The sequence below is a fragment of the Paraburkholderia sp. SOS3 genome (genome assembly GCF_001922345.1).
In the GTDB taxonomy this organism is placed as follows: domain Bacteria; phylum Pseudomonadota; class Gammaproteobacteria; order Burkholderiales; family Burkholderiaceae; genus Paraburkholderia.
Genome location: NZ_CP018811.1, coordinates 1,112,560 through 1,127,917 on the forward strand (window position 1 = coordinate 1,112,560; position 15,358 = coordinate 1,127,917).

The 15,358-nt window shown below is 64.1% G+C and carries 11 protein-coding genes and 1 pseudogene; 8 read left to right on the plus strand and 4 right to left on the minus strand.

All coding sequences use genetic code 11. From position 1 onward, the window contains the following. Nucleotides 1-13 precede the first annotated feature (13 nt). Nucleotides 14-1,054 (plus strand): aldo/keto reductase, encoded by a 1,041-nt coding sequence (locus BTO02_RS05120; RefSeq protein WP_075158609.1) that lies wholly within the window; start codon nucleotides 14-16, stop codon nucleotides 1,052-1,054. Nucleotides 1,055-1,203: 149 nt separating this feature from the next. Here the strand turns inward: BTO02_RS05120 and BTO02_RS05125 are convergent. Together BTO02_RS05125 and BTO02_RS05130 are read right to left on the minus strand one after the other, a co-directional pair. Next, nucleotides 1,204-1,584, minus strand: a pseudogene (locus BTO02_RS05125) (GNAT family N-acetyltransferase); the annotation flags it as partial. 255 nt (nucleotides 1,585-1,839) lie between these two features. After that, nucleotides 1,840-2,637, minus strand: coding sequence for an AraC family transcriptional regulator (locus tag BTO02_RS05130; protein WP_075156118.1), 798 nt, complete (start codon nucleotides 2,635-2,637; stop codon nucleotides 1,840-1,842). Nucleotides 2,638-2,874: 237 nt separating this feature from the next. Between BTO02_RS05130 and BTO02_RS05135 the strand changes: the two genes are divergently transcribed. The 7 genes from BTO02_RS05135 to BTO02_RS05165 all read left to right on the plus strand — a co-directional run bounded on the left by BTO02_RS05135 (nucleotide 2,875) and on the right by BTO02_RS05165 (nucleotide 12,850). After that, nucleotides 2,875-4,491: a cyclic peptide export ABC transporter gene (locus BTO02_RS05135; RefSeq protein WP_075158611.1), complete on the plus strand. Its 1,617-nt coding sequence runs from the start codon at nucleotides 2,875-2,877 to the stop codon at nucleotides 4,489-4,491. After that, complete coding sequence (locus BTO02_RS05140; protein WP_075156119.1) at nucleotides 4,488-5,303, plus strand: ABC transporter ATP-binding protein; 816 nt, start codon at nucleotides 4,488-4,490, stop codon at nucleotides 5,301-5,303. The genes BTO02_RS05135 and BTO02_RS05140 overlap by 4 nt, the downstream gene beginning before the upstream one ends. Continuing rightward, nucleotides 5,300-6,208, plus strand: a complete 909-nt coding sequence (locus BTO02_RS05145) for an ABC transporter substrate-binding protein (RefSeq protein ID WP_075156120.1) — start codon at nucleotides 5,300-5,302, stop codon at nucleotides 6,206-6,208. Before BTO02_RS05140 ends, BTO02_RS05145 begins: the two co-directional genes overlap by 4 nt. After that, nucleotides 6,201-8,228 (plus strand): Fe(3+)-hydroxamate ABC transporter permease FhuB, encoded by a 2,028-nt coding sequence (fhuB, locus tag BTO02_RS05150; RefSeq protein ID WP_232243452.1) that lies wholly within the window; start codon nucleotides 6,201-6,203, stop codon nucleotides 8,226-8,228. Before BTO02_RS05145 ends, fhuB begins: the two co-directional genes overlap by 8 nt. Before the next feature lie 129 nt (nucleotides 8,229-8,357). Beyond that, the gene (locus tag BTO02_RS05155; RefSeq protein ID WP_232243453.1) at nucleotides 8,358-10,553 is read left to right on the plus strand and encodes a TonB-dependent siderophore receptor; all 2,196 of its coding nucleotides are present in this window, start codon (nucleotides 8,358-8,360) and stop codon (nucleotides 10,551-10,553) included. Between the two features lie 168 nt (nucleotides 10,554-10,721). Next, nucleotides 10,722-12,017 (plus strand): MFS transporter, encoded by a 1,296-nt coding sequence (locus BTO02_RS05160; protein ID WP_075156121.1) that lies wholly within the window; start codon nucleotides 10,722-10,724, stop codon nucleotides 12,015-12,017. Between the two features lie 50 nt (nucleotides 12,018-12,067). Beyond that, nucleotides 12,068-12,850, plus strand: a complete 783-nt coding sequence (locus tag BTO02_RS05165) for a substrate-binding domain-containing protein (protein WP_075156122.1) — start codon at nucleotides 12,068-12,070, stop codon at nucleotides 12,848-12,850. 22 nt (nucleotides 12,851-12,872) lie between these two features. Here BTO02_RS05165 and dctA read toward each other — a convergent pair whose 3' ends face one another. Then, nucleotides 12,873-14,195, minus strand: coding sequence for a C4-dicarboxylate transporter DctA (gene dctA / locus BTO02_RS05170; RefSeq protein WP_075156123.1), 1,323 nt, complete (start codon nucleotides 14,193-14,195; stop codon nucleotides 12,873-12,875). Continuing rightward, nucleotides 14,192-15,178 (minus strand): LysR family transcriptional regulator, encoded by a 987-nt coding sequence (locus BTO02_RS05175; RefSeq protein ID WP_075156124.1) that lies wholly within the window; start codon nucleotides 15,176-15,178, stop codon nucleotides 14,192-14,194. Before BTO02_RS05175 ends, dctA begins: the two co-directional genes overlap by 4 nt. Nucleotides 15,179-15,358 lie beyond the last annotated feature (180 nt).

Sequence of the window (15,358 nt, forward strand, 5' to 3'; positions counted from 1 at the left end):
GCTTGAGGTAGGCATGAAATATAACCGCTTGGGAAACACCGGTCTTTTCGTTTCGGAACTGGGTTTCGGCGCGATGACGTTTGGTGAAAACAAAGGCTTTCAAGCGCTTGGTTCCTTGGCTCAACACGAAGCCAACACACTTGTCGCGCGCGCCTTCGAGGCCGGCGTCAATCTGTTCGATACCGCCGATCGCTACGCTTTGGGCGAGTCCGAGCGCTTTCTTGGTGAAGCTCTACGCAACCTGCAAGTGCCGCGAGAAAGTTATCTGATAGCCACCAAGGCGTTCGGAACGATGGGCGAAGGGCCGAACGACGGCGGCGTGTCGCGCGGTCACTTGCTCGACGCCGCCAAGAATAGTCTCACGCGATTGGGAGTTGATCATATCGACCTGTATCAGATCCATGGCTTCGATCCGGCAACACCAATCGAGGAATCCCTTCGAGCACTTGACGATCTCGTTCGGCAGGGGTACGTCCGATACATTGGCGTTTCCAACTGGGCAGCCTGGCAAATTGCGCGGGGAATCGGTATTTCGGAGCGTCTCGGAATCGAGAGGATTACTTCGCTCCAAGCCTATTACTCCGTTGCTGGACGTGACATAGAACGGGAAATCGCCCCGTTGCTGGAAAGCGAAGGCATCGGCCTTCTGGTTTGGAGTCCTCTCGCAGGCGGCTTCCTCAGCGGAAAACAGCCGCGAGGCGCGGCTGCGCCGGATGACAGTCGTCGCTCCGTGCATGCATTTCCACCCTTTGACGAAAAGCGCGCTTACGATGCGATCGACGTGATGCGCCCAATTGCTGAAGCTAAACAAGCGTCGATCGCGCAGATTGCGCTGGCTTGGCTGTTGCACCAGAGGGTGGTCACGAGCGTACTGATTGGTGCTAAGCGCATGGATCAGTTGGAAGAGAATCTCGGGGCTGCCAATGTGACACTTGCCCAAGACGAACTTATCGCGATCGACGGCGTCAGCAAACTCGTCGCCGAATATCCAGGATGGATGTTCGAGTTCTGGAGTCAGCGACGCGCAGATCAGCTTGCACAGTCCAAACGCTGATATTGTTTGTCGCGTTGTTATCGCCTGACGGGGTCTGTCTTCAACCCCCGTCTTCGACCGGCTTCTGTATCTCGAACTGTCAACGATTCGAAGCTCAAAATCGACTGACCGAAGTTGGGCAGCGGATGTCAGTTTGTGGGCCGAACCGCTTATACCTCGCTCATGACTGGCCGCCGAGGAATTCGGTAAACGACGGATATGTACTTTGATGTCACGCGGCTTTCCACAATGACGCCGCCCAACGATTCGGCGATGCGCCGGCTGGCGCGGTTCTCTTCGGCAACCGGATAGGTGAAACTGGCACAGCCAATGGTTCGCGTTGCCCAGTGTGCAACCAAAGTTACGGCTTCGCGACCGAAGCCATTTCGATGACGATCTTCACGAATCCAGATGCCGAGTTCCGGGCTCTCAGTGCGTACGTGGTGTAGGCCGGCCAACCCAAGGAAACTCCCGTCAGCGCGTTGCCGGATCGCGAATACATAGTCCGATCCGTCGTCTATCGGCGGTATCCAATGATCGCTGATTGACCGAGGCGCTTGTCGCTCCTCGACCCCGAGCGGCCTTTCGACCCATTGCGAAGGCTACGGGGCGGGGTTAAATCCCGAGCGGCCATTCCGATACATCCTGCCGGTTCCGGTCGGCAAGGTCAGCATCGACAACTTTCGTCCGCTCTCGATGCCGCCGTTCCTGTACCTCGATCACTGCTTGCCAAGCGGCGCGCCGCGCGGGAATGCGAGGCTTGATCATACTGCCAGAGCTTCAAATAACTGCTCCACGTTCCGCGTTCAATCGACTGACGAGCGCGATGCCAGATATCGCTGTGGCGGCTCTCCCGTTACCTGACGGAACATAACGATAAATGCACTGGCGCTGCGATAACCGAGCTTTTTCGACACCTGCGTCACGGGCTGTCCTAGTGTAAGCAGCGTGATCGCCTCTGCCACGCGTATTTGCTGGCGCCATGCGCCGAACGTCAACCCCGTCTCGGCGTTCAAACGGCGAGCCAACGTTCGACCGCTGGTCTGGAACTGCTCGCCCCAGAAATCGAGCGTCAATTCGCTCGCCGGGTCGTTCATCAGATGCTCGCAGATTTGCAGCAGCCGTGCGTCACGCGGCAGCGGCACGCCTGGTTCGACGAGCGCGCGTGTTTCCTTGAGGACTTTCAGCAACAGCGGCGCACTGAGCGCGGCATGGCTTCCCGCCGCGTATTGCTCGCCCGCGGTGCCGAGCACGATTGCCAGTTCTCTCATCAACGGCGACACGGCGATCACGGCCGGTTCGTGCCACGACCAGGGAAATACACGCGGCTCGAAATACACGCTGCACAGCTGCGTGTCACCGACCGCGTGCAGTTCATGATCCACGTCGGATGGCAGCCACACGGCGCGTGATTGCGGCAGCGTCCAGGTGCGCCCGGGGGTGAGCACACGCACGACGCCTCGCACGGCGAATGCGAGTTGCCCATGCTTGTGCTGATGCCACGTCACGCGCGCGCCGTGGCGATAGTCGACGAGCGTCGCCATCACGTCTCTGGGCAACGGCACACGGTCCAGCGGATAGCGTTTGAGCAGGAACTCTTTCATGATCTGTGCAAAAGTCGCCCGGCGGCGATATCGTCAAAAGACAAATTTTTGTCAGAAATTCGATATTGCATGTCGGCCTGCCTTTTTAGCGGAACGCTAAACTCTCGATCACTCAAGGCTTTGTGCCAACTCGCCAGCTTAAATGTTAATGGTTCGCATTCTCGCATTATTTCCGCCTTCTGCCGCCGTTTGTGGCCACTCGCCTGCCATCGCTTCTTTCTACGACGGTTGCCGCCCGTGTCATTGCTAGCCTCGTCCATCCGCAGCGCGCGCGGTCTGCTTCCCGTTGCGCTGGCCATCAGCCTCGTCAGCGGCGCGGCGAACGCAGTGCTCGTCGCGCTGATCAATCAGGCGCTGCGCGCAAGCGGCGAGGAACTGCTCGCCCTGGGCCTGCGCTTCGCGGCGCTGGGCGTCGTGGTGGTCCTCACGCGTGTCGTCTCGCAGTTGCTGTTCATGTACCTCGGTCAGCGGGCCAAGGCGCGGCTGCGCCTGCAGACGATCGGCCGCATCGCGGGCGCGTCGTACCGCGACCTCGAACGATGCGGCGCATCGCGCGCCATCAACGCGCTCACGCAGGATCTCGACACGATCGTCGTGTTCTTCATCAGCCTGCCGTCGATCGCCATGCAGGGCGCGGTGATCGTGGGCTGTCTGGTCTACCTCGGCGTCCTGTCTCTGCCGATTCTGCTGTTCGCGCTCGTCGTGATCGGCGTGGGGTCGCTCGGCACGCATCTGATCGGCACGCGAGCGCTGCGTCATTTGCGCGATTCCCGGCAGCGCGAAGACAGCCTGTTGCAACGCTTCCGTTCGCTCTTCGACGGCGCAAAGGAACTGAAGCTGCACCGGGCGCGCGCCGACGCGTTTGTCGCGCGCGATCTCGCCCCGCACGTCGAAGCCGTGCGTGTGCAGCGCACGCGCGGCTATATCCTGCACGCGCTGGCCGCAAGCTGGGGGAATGTGCTGCTGTTCGGTTTCGTAGGCCTGACCCTCTTCGTGCTCGCACGCGCTTTTCATGCCGATGCGCACGTAATGTCCGGCTATGCGCTCGTCTTTCTCTACCTCATCATGCCGGTCGAAGGTTTGTTGGCAGCGCTGCCTGCCATCGGCAGCGCGCGGATCGCTTTCGAGCGCATCGATCAGCTCGAAGCGGCGCTGCCGCCCGAGCCCGCGAGCGTCGCGCTCGACGCCGATGCGTTCAAAAGCATCGCGCTCGAAGGCGTCGAACATCGTTACAGGCGCGAAGCCGAAGATGGATTCTTTACGCTCGGACCGATCGATCTGACATTCCGGGCGGGCGAACTCGTCTATCTCGTGGGTGGCAACGGCAGCGGCAAGACCACGCTCGCGAAAGTGCTGGTCGGACTGTATCCGGCGGAGGCGGGGCGTATCGTCATCGACGCAACGGCAGTGGATGACGACAACCGCGCCGCGTACCGGCAGCTTTTCTCCGCGGTCTTCAGCGACTTCCATTTGTTCGATTCGCTGCTCGGCCTGCCCGCGCACAGCGAGGCGACGGCGCGCACCCTGCTCGTGGCGCTGCACCTCGAGCACAAGGTGCGCATCGAGAACGGGCGCTTCTCGACGCTCGATCTGTCACAAGGCCAGCGCAAGCGTCTGGCTCTGCTGATCGCTCTTCTCGAGGATCGCCCGTTCTATCTGTTCGACGAATGGGCCGCCGATCAGGATCCCCCGTTCAAGGACGTCTTCTACCGCGTGCTGCTGCCGCAACTGAAGGCGCGCGGCAAGACGGTGCTCGTCATCACGCACGACGACCGTTACTTCGATCTGGCCGACCGCATCGTCAAGCTCGACAGCGGTCAGGTGAGTTCCACGACAAAGGCAGCCTTCGCATGAACGGCAACGTCTCCCAAACGGCGCTCGCCATCGCAACGCCGCCCGCGTTTTCGCTCGAAGGCGTGTCGTGTTCGGCAGGTGGACGCGTCCTGCTGCATCCGCTGGATCTGCATATCGAACAGGGCTGCCTGACGGGCCTCGTCGGGCACAACGGCTCCGGCAAGTCCACGCTCGTCAAGCTGCTGGCGGGACAGCTCCGTGCGGATGCGGGCGTCGTCCGATGCGCGGGGAGGCCGCTCGCCGACTGGACCACGCGCGAATTCGCGCGTGCCGTGGCCTGGCTGCCGCAGCAAACGCCATCGACCGATGGCATGACCGTGCGCGAACTCGTCTCGCTGGGCCGCTATCCGTGGCACGGCGCACTCGGGCGCTTCACCGCCGACGACGCCACGCACGTCGAAGCGGCGCTGCACGCCGCCGATGTGCATCGCCACGCCGATCGCACCGTCGACAGTCTGTCGGGCGGCGAGCGCCAGCGTGCGTGGATCGCGATGCTCGTCGCGCAAAACAGCCGCTGCATGTTGCTCGACGAACCAACGTCGGCGCTCGACGTCGGCCATCAGCTGACCGTGCTCGAACTCGTCAGGACGTTGTGCGCCGAACGCGCGATGACCGCCGTCATCGTGATGCACGACATCAACATGGCGGCGCGCTTCTGCGAGCGTATCGTCGCGCTGCGCGAAGGGCGGCTGCTGATGCGCGAGGACGCGGCGAACATCGTCGATCCCGCGCGGCTCGAAGCCATCTACGGCGTGCCGATGTCCGTCACGACCGATGCCGCCACCGGCCGCCGCATGGGGTTTCCGTCATGATCGCGCCACGCAGACGCACGCTGCTGCGAGGCGCGGCCGCGCTGTTCGCGTTCTCGCGGGCCGCGAGCGTCATAGCCAGACTCGCACCGCGACGCATCGTCGTATTGAACTGGGAGCTGACCGAAACGCTGCTCGCGCTCGGGCGTTCGCCGGTCGGTATTCCGCTGCCCGCGTGGTACAGGAACACCATCGCGGTGCCGCCGCTGCCGTCCAATGTCGCGGATATCGGCCTTCTGTATCAGCCCAATTTCGATGCGCTGCTCGCGCTCGCGCCGGATCTGCTGATCGTCACCCCCGCGCATGCCGGGCTGCTCGAACCGTTGCGGCGCATCGCGCCGACGCTCACGCTCGGCGCGTACATGACCGACGCGCATCCGTATGCCCGCCTGCGTGCTGAAACCTGCAGCATGGCCGCCGCTGTCGACGCCCGAGTCCAGGCCGAGGCGCTGCTCACCGCGACCGAGCGCGTACTAGGCGATGTGGCGGCGCGCATGCCGCACGGCCGGCCGGTGATCGTGGCCGATGTCGTCGACGAACGGCATCTGCGCCTGTACGGCGCAGGCAGTCTCTTTAACGACGTGCTGTCCAGAATCGGCATGTCGAACGCGGCGAATGCACGCGCGCGGTGGACGACGAACGCGATGGGTTCCGCGGTCGTGCCACTGCCACGCCTGGTCGATGCCGCCGAAGCCGATATCGTGCTGACCCGGCCGCTTGCGCCCGACATCTGCGCGGCGCTGGCGGCGAGCCCGCTCTGGCGCGCGTTGCCGGCGGTCCGCGCGAAGCGCGTGGCGGTGTTGCCCGTCATCGCACCGTACGGCGGCCTGATTTCAATGCAACGTTTCGCCACCGCAATGGCCGATGCACGCGCCACCATCGACAACGGCGGAGGCGGACTTGCGTAGCAACCGCGTCGCGCTCGCCCGGCCATCGACACCGGCGCGTGACCGGCGGGTCGTGATGCTCGCCGGCCTGCTGGTGCCCGCCGTGTGCCTCGCCGCGCTGCATCTGCATGGCGTGCTCGATGGCGCATCGTTCTGGAAAGCGCTCGTCTCACCCGATCTCACCGACATGCGCGACGTGTTGGTGCACGAGAGCGTGCTGCCGCGCATCGCCATGACGCTGCTGTGCGGCACGGCGCTCGGGCTCGCTGGCGTGCTCGTGCAGCAGGTGCTGCGCAATCCGCTTGCCGAACCGATGACGCTAGGCATATTTCCCGGCGCGTATCTCGCGCTCGCCGTCGTCAGCGTCTGGCTGCCGGGCTGGCTCATTGCGGGCCGCGAAACCATCGCGCTCGCGGGCGGCGCACTGGCGATGGCAATCGTGCTCGGCCTCGCGTGGCTGCAACGCATGTCCTCGCTTGCCGTGATTCTCGCAGGCATGGTGGTCAACCTGTACTGCGGCGCGATCAGCCTCGCGATCGGCGTCATGCATTTCGATCTGCTGCAGAGCCTGCAGATCTGGGGCGGCGGGGCGCTCGATCAGACCGGCTGGCATCCTGCCGCGCGTGTCGCCGCGAGCGTGGCCGGTGCTGCGCTCGCGGTGGCGGTGCTGCAGCGCCCGCTGCAACTGTTCGATGCGGGCGACGCCGCCGCGCGCAATCTCGGCGTCGCGGTCGGCAGAATGCGCGGCGCGGCGCTGCTCGTGGCGGTCGTGCTCACGGCAAGCGTGGTGGCGCAGGTCGGGGTGATCGGCTTTATCGGACTGGCCGCACCGCTGCTGACGCGGCTCGCGGGCGCTCGCCGCTTGCGCGAACGGCTCGTATGGGCGCCGCCGATAGGCGCGGCGCTGCTCTTTCTGACGGACGAACTCGTGCGCGTCGCGACGGCGGGCGATTTCTCGGCCCATCTGATTCCCACCGGCACGGTCACGTCGATGATCGGCGTGCCGCTGCTCGTCGCGCTGCTGCCGCGTCTGCGCACCACGCCGGACATGCACGCAGCGCACGACCGCGGCAGCGCACGCCATGGCGTGGATGCGATGCCGCTCGCGTGGGCGGCGCTCCTCGTGATCGCGTGTGCGCTGTCGTTCGTCGTCACGCGCGGACCGGACGGCTGGCGGCTCGCGCGCCTGACCGACATCGACGCGCTGCTGTTCTGGCGCGTGCCGCATGTGCTGGCCGCGCTCGCGGCGGGCGCTCTGCTCGGCGCGGCGGGCACGCTGTTGCAGCGCATGACTGCCAATCCGATGGCAAGCCCCGATCTGCTCGGCGTCGGTTCGGGCGGCATGTTCGGCGTCGTCGCGGTTTTGCTGATCGCGGGCAGCTTCAGACCAGCCGCGCTGTTCGCGGGATGCGTGGCCGGCGCGTGCGTCACGCTCGGTCTGCTCCTCTGGCTCGGGAGGCGCGCGCACTTCGCGCCAGAGCGGCTGCTGCTGGTCGGATTGTCGATCAGCGCGCTGTTTCAGGCCGTCGTCGGCGCGGTGATGGCGAGCGGCGATCCGCGCGCGGGCGTGCTGCTCAATCTGCTCGTCGGTTCGACCTACTACATCGAGCCGGCGATGGCGTTCGTCATGGCCGCGCTCGCACTACTGTCGCTCGCCGTGGCACCCCTGTTCGCGCGATGGCTTGCGGCGCTCGGCGTCGATCCGCAGGTGGCGGCGAGCATCGGCGTGCCGGTTGCGCGCGCGCGCTTTGGCCTGTTGTTGCTCGCGGCGTTGTCAACGGCAGCAGCGACGGTCGTGGTCGGGCCGCTGTCCTTCGTCGGGCTGATCGCGCCGCATATCGCGCGGCTGTCGGGTGGCCGGCGTCCACTGCCGCAGCTCTATCTCGCGGCGATGCTCGGCGCGCTGCTGATGGTCGTCGCGGACTGGTTGGGCCGGCAGCTTCCGTATCCGGAGCAGCTTCCGGCAGGCCTCGTCGCGACGCTGCTCGGCGGTCCATGGCTCGTCACGCTGATGTTGCTGCGTGGCGCGCGGCGAACATGAACGTCGCATCGAAACGAACAAAAACGGGGCCGTCCGTGCCTCGAAACATAAAGCGAAAGTCCCCCATCCGATTCGAGCCCGCATGCGCGGGATAGCACCGTTTGTCTACTCAACGATGGGATGAAAAACATGAGAAAAACGAAAGACCTGCACGGCGCGGCGCCTGCGCCGCTAACGGGATGGCACGCGCGCATGACGCCACTGGGGCTCGCGCTCCTGACGGTGTTCGGCGCGATGTCGCCGCCGTCGCGCGCGCAGTCTGCCGACCCCGCAGGCGGCGAAGTCACGCTGCCTGCCGTCACGGTGACCAGCAGCTACGGCGCCGATGCAACGACCGAAGGCACCGGCTCGTACGCCGCGAAAAACGCGACCATCGCGGGCAAGAGCGCGCAGTCGATCAAGGAGACGCCGTACTCGGTGTCCGTCGTCACCCGCCAGCAAATGGACGACCGTAGCGACACGACCATCGAGGAAGCCTTGCGTTACGTGGTCGGCGTCAGCTCGATCAGCTACGGGGACGGCACGGCCTACTTCCGCGCTCGCGGCTCGCAGCTCGGCATCGAGTTCGATGGCACGCCGATCGTCAGCGGTCTGCAATATCTGACGCAATTCGACCTCGCGATGTATGACCGCGTAGAAGTATTGCGCGGGCCGGCCGGCGTGATCGATGGCGCGGGCGAGCCGGGCGGCGTGGTCAATCTCGTGCGTAAGCGGCCACAGAATCAGTTCCATTTGACGACGGAAACTCAGGTCGATTCCTTCGGCAGCTTGCGCCAGATGATCGACGTCACCGGACCGCTCAATAAGGATGGCAGCCTGCGTGGGCGCGCGGTGATCGTCGGCGACGCGGGGCACGAATCCATCGATCGGGCGCGTAGCAAGGAATTCATGGTCTATGGCGCAGTCGACTACGACTTCACGCCGCGCACGACGCTTTCGCTCTCGGGCGGCTATGAAGTCCTGCCGATGTACGGCTTCGACTACGGCGCGAGCGGCGTTGTCAACGCGGACCGGACCGCGCTCGTCGGCCGCGTGCCGAGTTCGTACGCGCAGAACTTCAGCCCGAGCTGGAACAGTTCGTACACGTCGATTCAGGAAGCGAACGCGAACCTCGTGCATCGCTTCGAGAGCGGGTGGAAGTCGTCGACCACGCTGTTTTATCGACACATGCTGACGCGGGCCTATTACGCGTACTCGGGACCCGGCGCGACCGCCGATGGCCTTAGCCGTTACGGCGATCAGAACCAGCGCAATACCTACGACTGGTTCGGCGCGGACAGCAACGTGTCCGGTCCGATCCAGCTTTTCGGGCAGACGCATACGCTGACGGTTGGCGCGAACTATTCGGTGATGTCGTCGACGGCGCTTTCCGGCTTCCAGTCCGTCGCTGGCCCGTTCGCCGGTGGCACCTTCAGCCTGTTCGATCCGAACGCCGTGCCGCAGGTCGATACGCCGTTCAGCTTCGGCACTAACGAGCGCACTGTCCAGTACGGCATCTACGCTCAGGCTCGCATCAAGCTCGCGAATCCGCTGACCCTCGTGCTCGGCGGGCGTGAAGCGTTCGTGCAGGATCGCACGCAATCGACGCTACCCGAGGTCTCGGACTGGGCGACGAACTCGCAGATCGACCATCGCTTTCTACCGTCGGCGGGACTCGTCTGGGATATCGTGCCGGCCGTCACGGCGTACGCGAACTACGCACGCTTCCTCGATGCGCAGACAGAAACGACGTTTTCCGGCGCAGGCATTCCACCGCGCTCGGGCGAGCAGTACGAGGTCGGCGTGAAGAGCAGCATTCTCGGTGGACGGTTGAATACGAACCTGGCGTTGTTCCGCATCAACGACAACAATCGCGCGGTGGACGACCCCGATCACCAGTATTACTACATTGCGGCTGGCAAGGCGCGCAGTCAGGGCGTCGAACTCGAAGTCGCCGGACAGCCGTTGCCGGATTTGAACGTCTACGCGGGCTATACGTATCTGAACGAGCACTTCGAGGACGATACGCCCGGGCTCACCGATGGCACGGACCCGAAACATCTGTTCAAGCTGTGGACTCGATATCAGTTTTCGCAGGGCGCGATGCGCGGCGTGTCGATTGGCGGCGGCATGCTCGCGCAGACCCGCATATCGCGCGGCGTCGAACAGGGTGCGTATGCCATCTTCAATGCGCAGGTCGGTTATCGCTTCAACAAGCACCTGGAAGCGACGCTGCAGTTGAATAACATCTTCAACCGGGGCTACTACATTCGTCCACCCGGCCAGTTTTATAGCGTGTTCGGCGATCGACGTAACGTGATGTTGACCGTGCGAACGGACTTCTGAATGCGTAGTGACGATGAGCCGGCGACGCCTGCGAACTCCGATTGATAACCACAGAACATCAATCGTTCCAAAAATTGCACTTATCGTTTTACCGGCGCCGGGCGAATATCGCCAAAACCACAATCGGCCGGACCACCGCGCCTTTTCGAGTTTTCAGGAGACACCTCGATGCACCCCTCGTCTAACCTTTCGACCGGACGTTCAAAGGCCGCTGCGGTGTTCCGCGTAACGGCCGGGAATTTCCTGGAGCAGTTCGACTTCTTCCTGTTCGGCTTTTACGCCACGCAGATCGCCAACGTCTTCTTTCCTGCCCAGAGCGAGTTCGCATCGTTGATGATGACCTTCGCCGTCTTTGGCGCGGGCTTCCTGATGCGGCCACTGGGTGCGATCGTGCTCGGCGCCTACATCGACGACGTCGGCCGCCGCAAGGGTCTCATCGTCACGCTGTCGATCATGGCGAGCGGCACCATTCTGATCGCATTCGTACCGGGCTACGCGACGATCGGCCTTCTGGCGCCGGCGCTCGTGCTGCTCGGACGGCTGCTGCAGGGCTTCTCGGCGGGTGCGGAACTGGGCGGCGTGTCGGTCTACCTCGCCGAGATGGCCACGGCCGGCCGCAAGGGCTTCTTCACGAGCTGGCAGTCCGCGAGCCAGCAGGTGGCGATCGTCGTCGCCGCAGGCCTCGGCTTCGCGCTCAACCAGTGGCTCAGCGCATCCGCTATCGCCGCATGGGGCTGGCGCGTGCCGTTCTTCGTCGGCTGCATGATCGTGCCGTTCATCTTCATGCTGCGCCGCAATCTGGAGGAAACGCAGGAGTTCAAGGCGCGCCGGCATCGTCCGACCATGAAGGAAGTATTCGGCACGCTGGTCCAGAACTGGTCCGTCGTCGTCGCAGGCATGATGCTGGTGGCGATGACCACCACGAGCTTCTATCTCATCACGGTCTACGCGCCGACCTTCGGCAAGACGGTGCTGCACCTGAGCACCGCCGACAGTCTGCTCGTGACGCTGTGCGTCGGCGTGTCGAACTTCGTGTGGCTGCCGATCGGCGGGGCGCTCTCCGACAGGATCGGCCGCCGCCCGTTGCTCGTCGGCATGACGGTGCTCGCCATCGCGACCGCCTATCCGGCACTCTCGCTGCTCGCTCACGCGCCGAGCTTCGTCAACACGCTGCTCGTCCTGCTCTGGCTCTCGTTCATGTACGGCATCTATAACGGCGCGATGGTCGTCGCGCTCACGGAAGTGATGCCGGTGCAGGTGCGCGTCGCTGGTTTCTCGCTCGCCTACAGCCTCGCGACGGCCGTGTTCGGAGGCTTCACGCCCGCGATCTCGACGGCACTCATTCATATGACCGGCGACAAGGCCGCTCCCGGCTACTGGATGAGCTTCGCCGCAGCGTGCGCGCTTCTTGCGACGTTCGCGCTCTATCGCCGTCGCGCGGTGACGCTGACCCCGGCGCACTGATGCGCTGGCTGCGCACCCCATTGCGATCCTGCACGACCACAATCACGACCATGAAAAAGCTGCTTCTGAAACTTTGCGCGGCGGCGCTCGTCGCAAGCTCGGCCGCTGCGGCGAACGTGCAGGCCGCCGACCTGCATGTCATGAGTTCGGGAGGCTTCACCGCAGCGTACAAGGTGCTCGGGCCGAGATTCTCGTCCCGGACGGGCGACACGCTCGACACCGCGCTCGGGCCGTCGATGGGCAAGTCGCCCGAAGCGATCCCCAACCGGCTCGCGCGCGGCGAGCCCGCGGACGTCGTCATCATGGTCGGCTATGCACTCGACGAGCTGATCAAACAAGGCAAGGTCATCCCCGGATCGCGGGTCGAACTGGCCGATTCGCGCATCGGCATGGTCGTGCGCGAAGGTGCGCCGAAGCCCGACATCAGCTCGGCGGAAAGTCTCAGGCAGACGCTGCTGCATGCGAAGTCGATTGCCTACTCGGACAGCGCGAGCGGCGTCTATATCGAGCGAGAGTTGTTCAGGAAGCTCGGCATCGAGGATCAGGTCAGGGCGAAGGCGAAGATGATCCCGCGGATTCCCGTGGCCTCGGTGGTGGCGAACGGTAACTACGAAGTCGGCTTTCAGCAGGTGAGCGAATTGCTGCCTGTGCAGGGTGTCACATTCGCCGGCAGGATTCCCGAGTCTTTGCAGTCCGTCACGCGTTTCGCGGCCGGCATCCCCGTCGGTGCGCAGCATCCGAACGAGGCGAAGGCGCTCCTCGACTATCTCGCATCGCCCGCTGTGCAAGCAGAAGTGAAATCGACCGGGCTCGATTCCGTCTCCGCGCATTGAGAGAACGGCGGGAAGGCCTGCCTCAGCCGGTCTTCCCATCATGTCCCGCGGACGTCGCGGGGTCGTTCGCAACGTCCGGGCGGCCTGGCCCTGACGTCCTTAGCATCTGTGCGAGACGCACGCGATCGCACGAGCCTTCCCACATCGAAACGAAGATGACGGCGCACGCGTTGCTGATGACGCTCGTGAGGGCGCGCGCCTCGGACATGAAGCGGTCGATACCCACCAGCAGCGCCACGCCGGCGACGGGCAGATCCGGAATCACCGTGAGCGTGGCGACGAGCGCGACGAGCCCGCTGCCGGATACGCCGGCCGCGCCCTTTGATGTGAGCAACATGACGGCGAGCATGGTCGCGATCTGCGGCGCGGAAAGCGGCACATCGCACGCCTGCGCGATGAACATCGCGGCGAGCGTCAGATAGATCGCGGTGCCGTCCAGATTGAACGAATAGCCCGCGGGCAGCACGAGTCCCACGACGCCCTTGTCGCAACCGAGCATCTCGAGCTTCGCGATCAAACGCGGCAGCACCGGCTCCGTCGACGATGTTGCGAGAACGATCAGCAATTCCTCGCGCATGTAGCGCAACAGTCGCCAGAGCGCGAAACCGTGCAGACGCGCGAGCGGCGCGAGCACCAGCGCGACGAACAGCACGCATGCGACGTAGAGGGACACGATCAGCATGCCGAGCGAGCCGACCGAACGAATGCCGAAGCGGCCCACGGTGAAAGCCATCGCGCCGAATGCGCCGAGCGGAGCGAGCCGCATGATCATCGCGAGCACGCCGAACAGCATTTGCGCGACGCTGTCGATGAGCGCCAGCACGGGCCGACCGGCCCGCGGATACGAATTCAGCGAGAAGCCGAAGAGCAGCGAAAGCAGCAGCACCGGCAGCACCTCGCCTTTGTCGAATGCGCCGAGCACGGTCTCCGGGATCACGTTCAGACCGAACGCCACGAGCCCGCCCGTCTGCGTGTGCTTCGTATATTGCGCGAGGATGCTCGAATCGAGACGATGCACGTCGATGTGCATGCCCGCCCCCGGTCGCAGCACGAACGCGGCAACGAGTCCGAGCACGAGCGCGACAGCCGTCAGAAGATAGAAAAGCGCCAGTGCCCGGACGATCGTGCGTCCGATGGCCTTCCCGCTGGCGAGCGACGTGATGCCCGAGACGATCGTGCAGAAGACGATCGGCGCGATCATCATCCGCACGAGCGCGACGAACGCGTCGCCGAGAGGTTTGAGCAGCGTGCCCGTCGCCGGCCATAAGTGCCCGACGGTGATGCCCAGCACCATTGCGAGCAGCACTTGCACATAAAGCAAATGAAGCGGTCTTGCCGACCTCACGATGCGGTCTTCCTTCTCGTCCTGGCCGCCGTTGTCGTGGTTGTGGTCTTGGTCGTGCTGTTGCTCGCGGCTTCGCTGGTTGCGGCGCCGGCGCGCTTCGTCTCGATGATCGCCCGGTGAAACTCCTGTGCCGCCGGCGTGAGCGGCCGTCCGCGCCGTCTTACGATTCCAATGCGTCGTTTCACCACCGGTTCGACGAGCGGCACGCTCGTGAGGATCGGGTGGTCGTGTCCGGGCATGGCCATCGACGGCACGGCGGCGACGCCGAGTCCCGCTTCGATCAATCCGAGCATCGTCGTCACGTGCCGTGTTTCGCAGACGCTTGGCGCGCGAGGCGACACGGCGGTGAGTGCCTGGTCGAGCAACAGGCGGTTACCGGAAGTCTTGTCGACAGAGACGTAGTCGTGTTCGTAGAGTTCGTCCCACGTCACGCGCTTCTTGCGTGCGAGCGGATGGTCGCGGCGGCAGGCAGCAACGAATCGCTCCTGCAGCAGGACTTTGAATTCGATCTCGGATTCCTGACTGCCCATGAAGCTCACGCCGAAATCGGCCTCGCCGCTGTTGACGGCGCCGAGTACCTCGTTGGCACTCGCATCGAGAAGCTTGACCCGGATGCGTGGAAAGCGGCGATGGTAGCTTGCGATGACGCCAGGCAGAAAGTAGTACGCCACCGATGGCACGCACGCGATAGTCACCTGACCCAGGCGGCTCGATGAAACATCGCGAATGCCGAGCAGTGCGATGTCAAGGTCATCCAGCAGTCGTTCCGCGCTCGGGGCGAACACGCGGCCGACCGTCGTGAGTGTGACGCTGCGTGTGGTTCGCTCGAACAGACGCACGCCGAGCGCTTCCTCGAGCTTGTCGATCCGGCGACTCAAAGCCGGTTGGGAAATGCTCACGGCCTCGGCAGCTTTGCGGAAGCTTCCCAGCTCCACGACCGCGCGAAACGCCTGCAAATCGTTCAAGTCGAAGTTGACGCCCACGACTGGACTCCGCGTTTTGGAATCCGACTATTTTGCATCAGTCAGGAGAGGTGCTGCAGCGGTTTCAGCGAGACGATGGTGCACAGTGGGAAAAACAGGCAACGGGCTACTTCGATGCGTTATGGCCGTCCTCGATCGCTCCGAGCATGCGCTCCACATTGATGCTCTCTTGATTAGGTG

Excerpts from the sequence above, each read along its gene's own strand:
- BTO02_RS05120 (WP_075158609.1), top strand. The coding sequence starts at position 14 with ATGAAATATAACCGCTTGGGAAACACCGGTCTTTTCGTTTCGGAACTG.
- BTO02_RS05130 (WP_075156118.1), bottom strand. The coding sequence starts at position 2,637 with ATGAAAGAGTTCCTGCTCAAACGCTATCCGCTGGACCGTGTGCCGTTG.
- BTO02_RS05140 (WP_075156119.1), top strand. The coding sequence starts at position 4,488 with ATGAACGGCAACGTCTCCCAAACGGCGCTCGCCATCGCAACGCCGCCC.
- BTO02_RS05145 (WP_075156120.1), top strand. The coding sequence starts at position 5,300 with ATGATCGCGCCACGCAGACGCACGCTGCTGCGAGGCGCGGCCGCGCTG.
- BTO02_RS05155 (WP_232243453.1), top strand. The coding sequence starts at position 8,358 with ATGAGAAAAACGAAAGACCTGCACGGCGCGGCGCCTGCGCCGCTAACG.
- BTO02_RS05160 (WP_075156121.1), top strand. The coding sequence starts at position 10,722 with ATGCACCCCTCGTCTAACCTTTCGACCGGACGTTCAAAGGCCGCTGCG.
- BTO02_RS05165 (WP_075156122.1), top strand. The coding sequence starts at position 12,068 with ATGAAAAAGCTGCTTCTGAAACTTTGCGCGGCGGCGCTCGTCGCAAGC.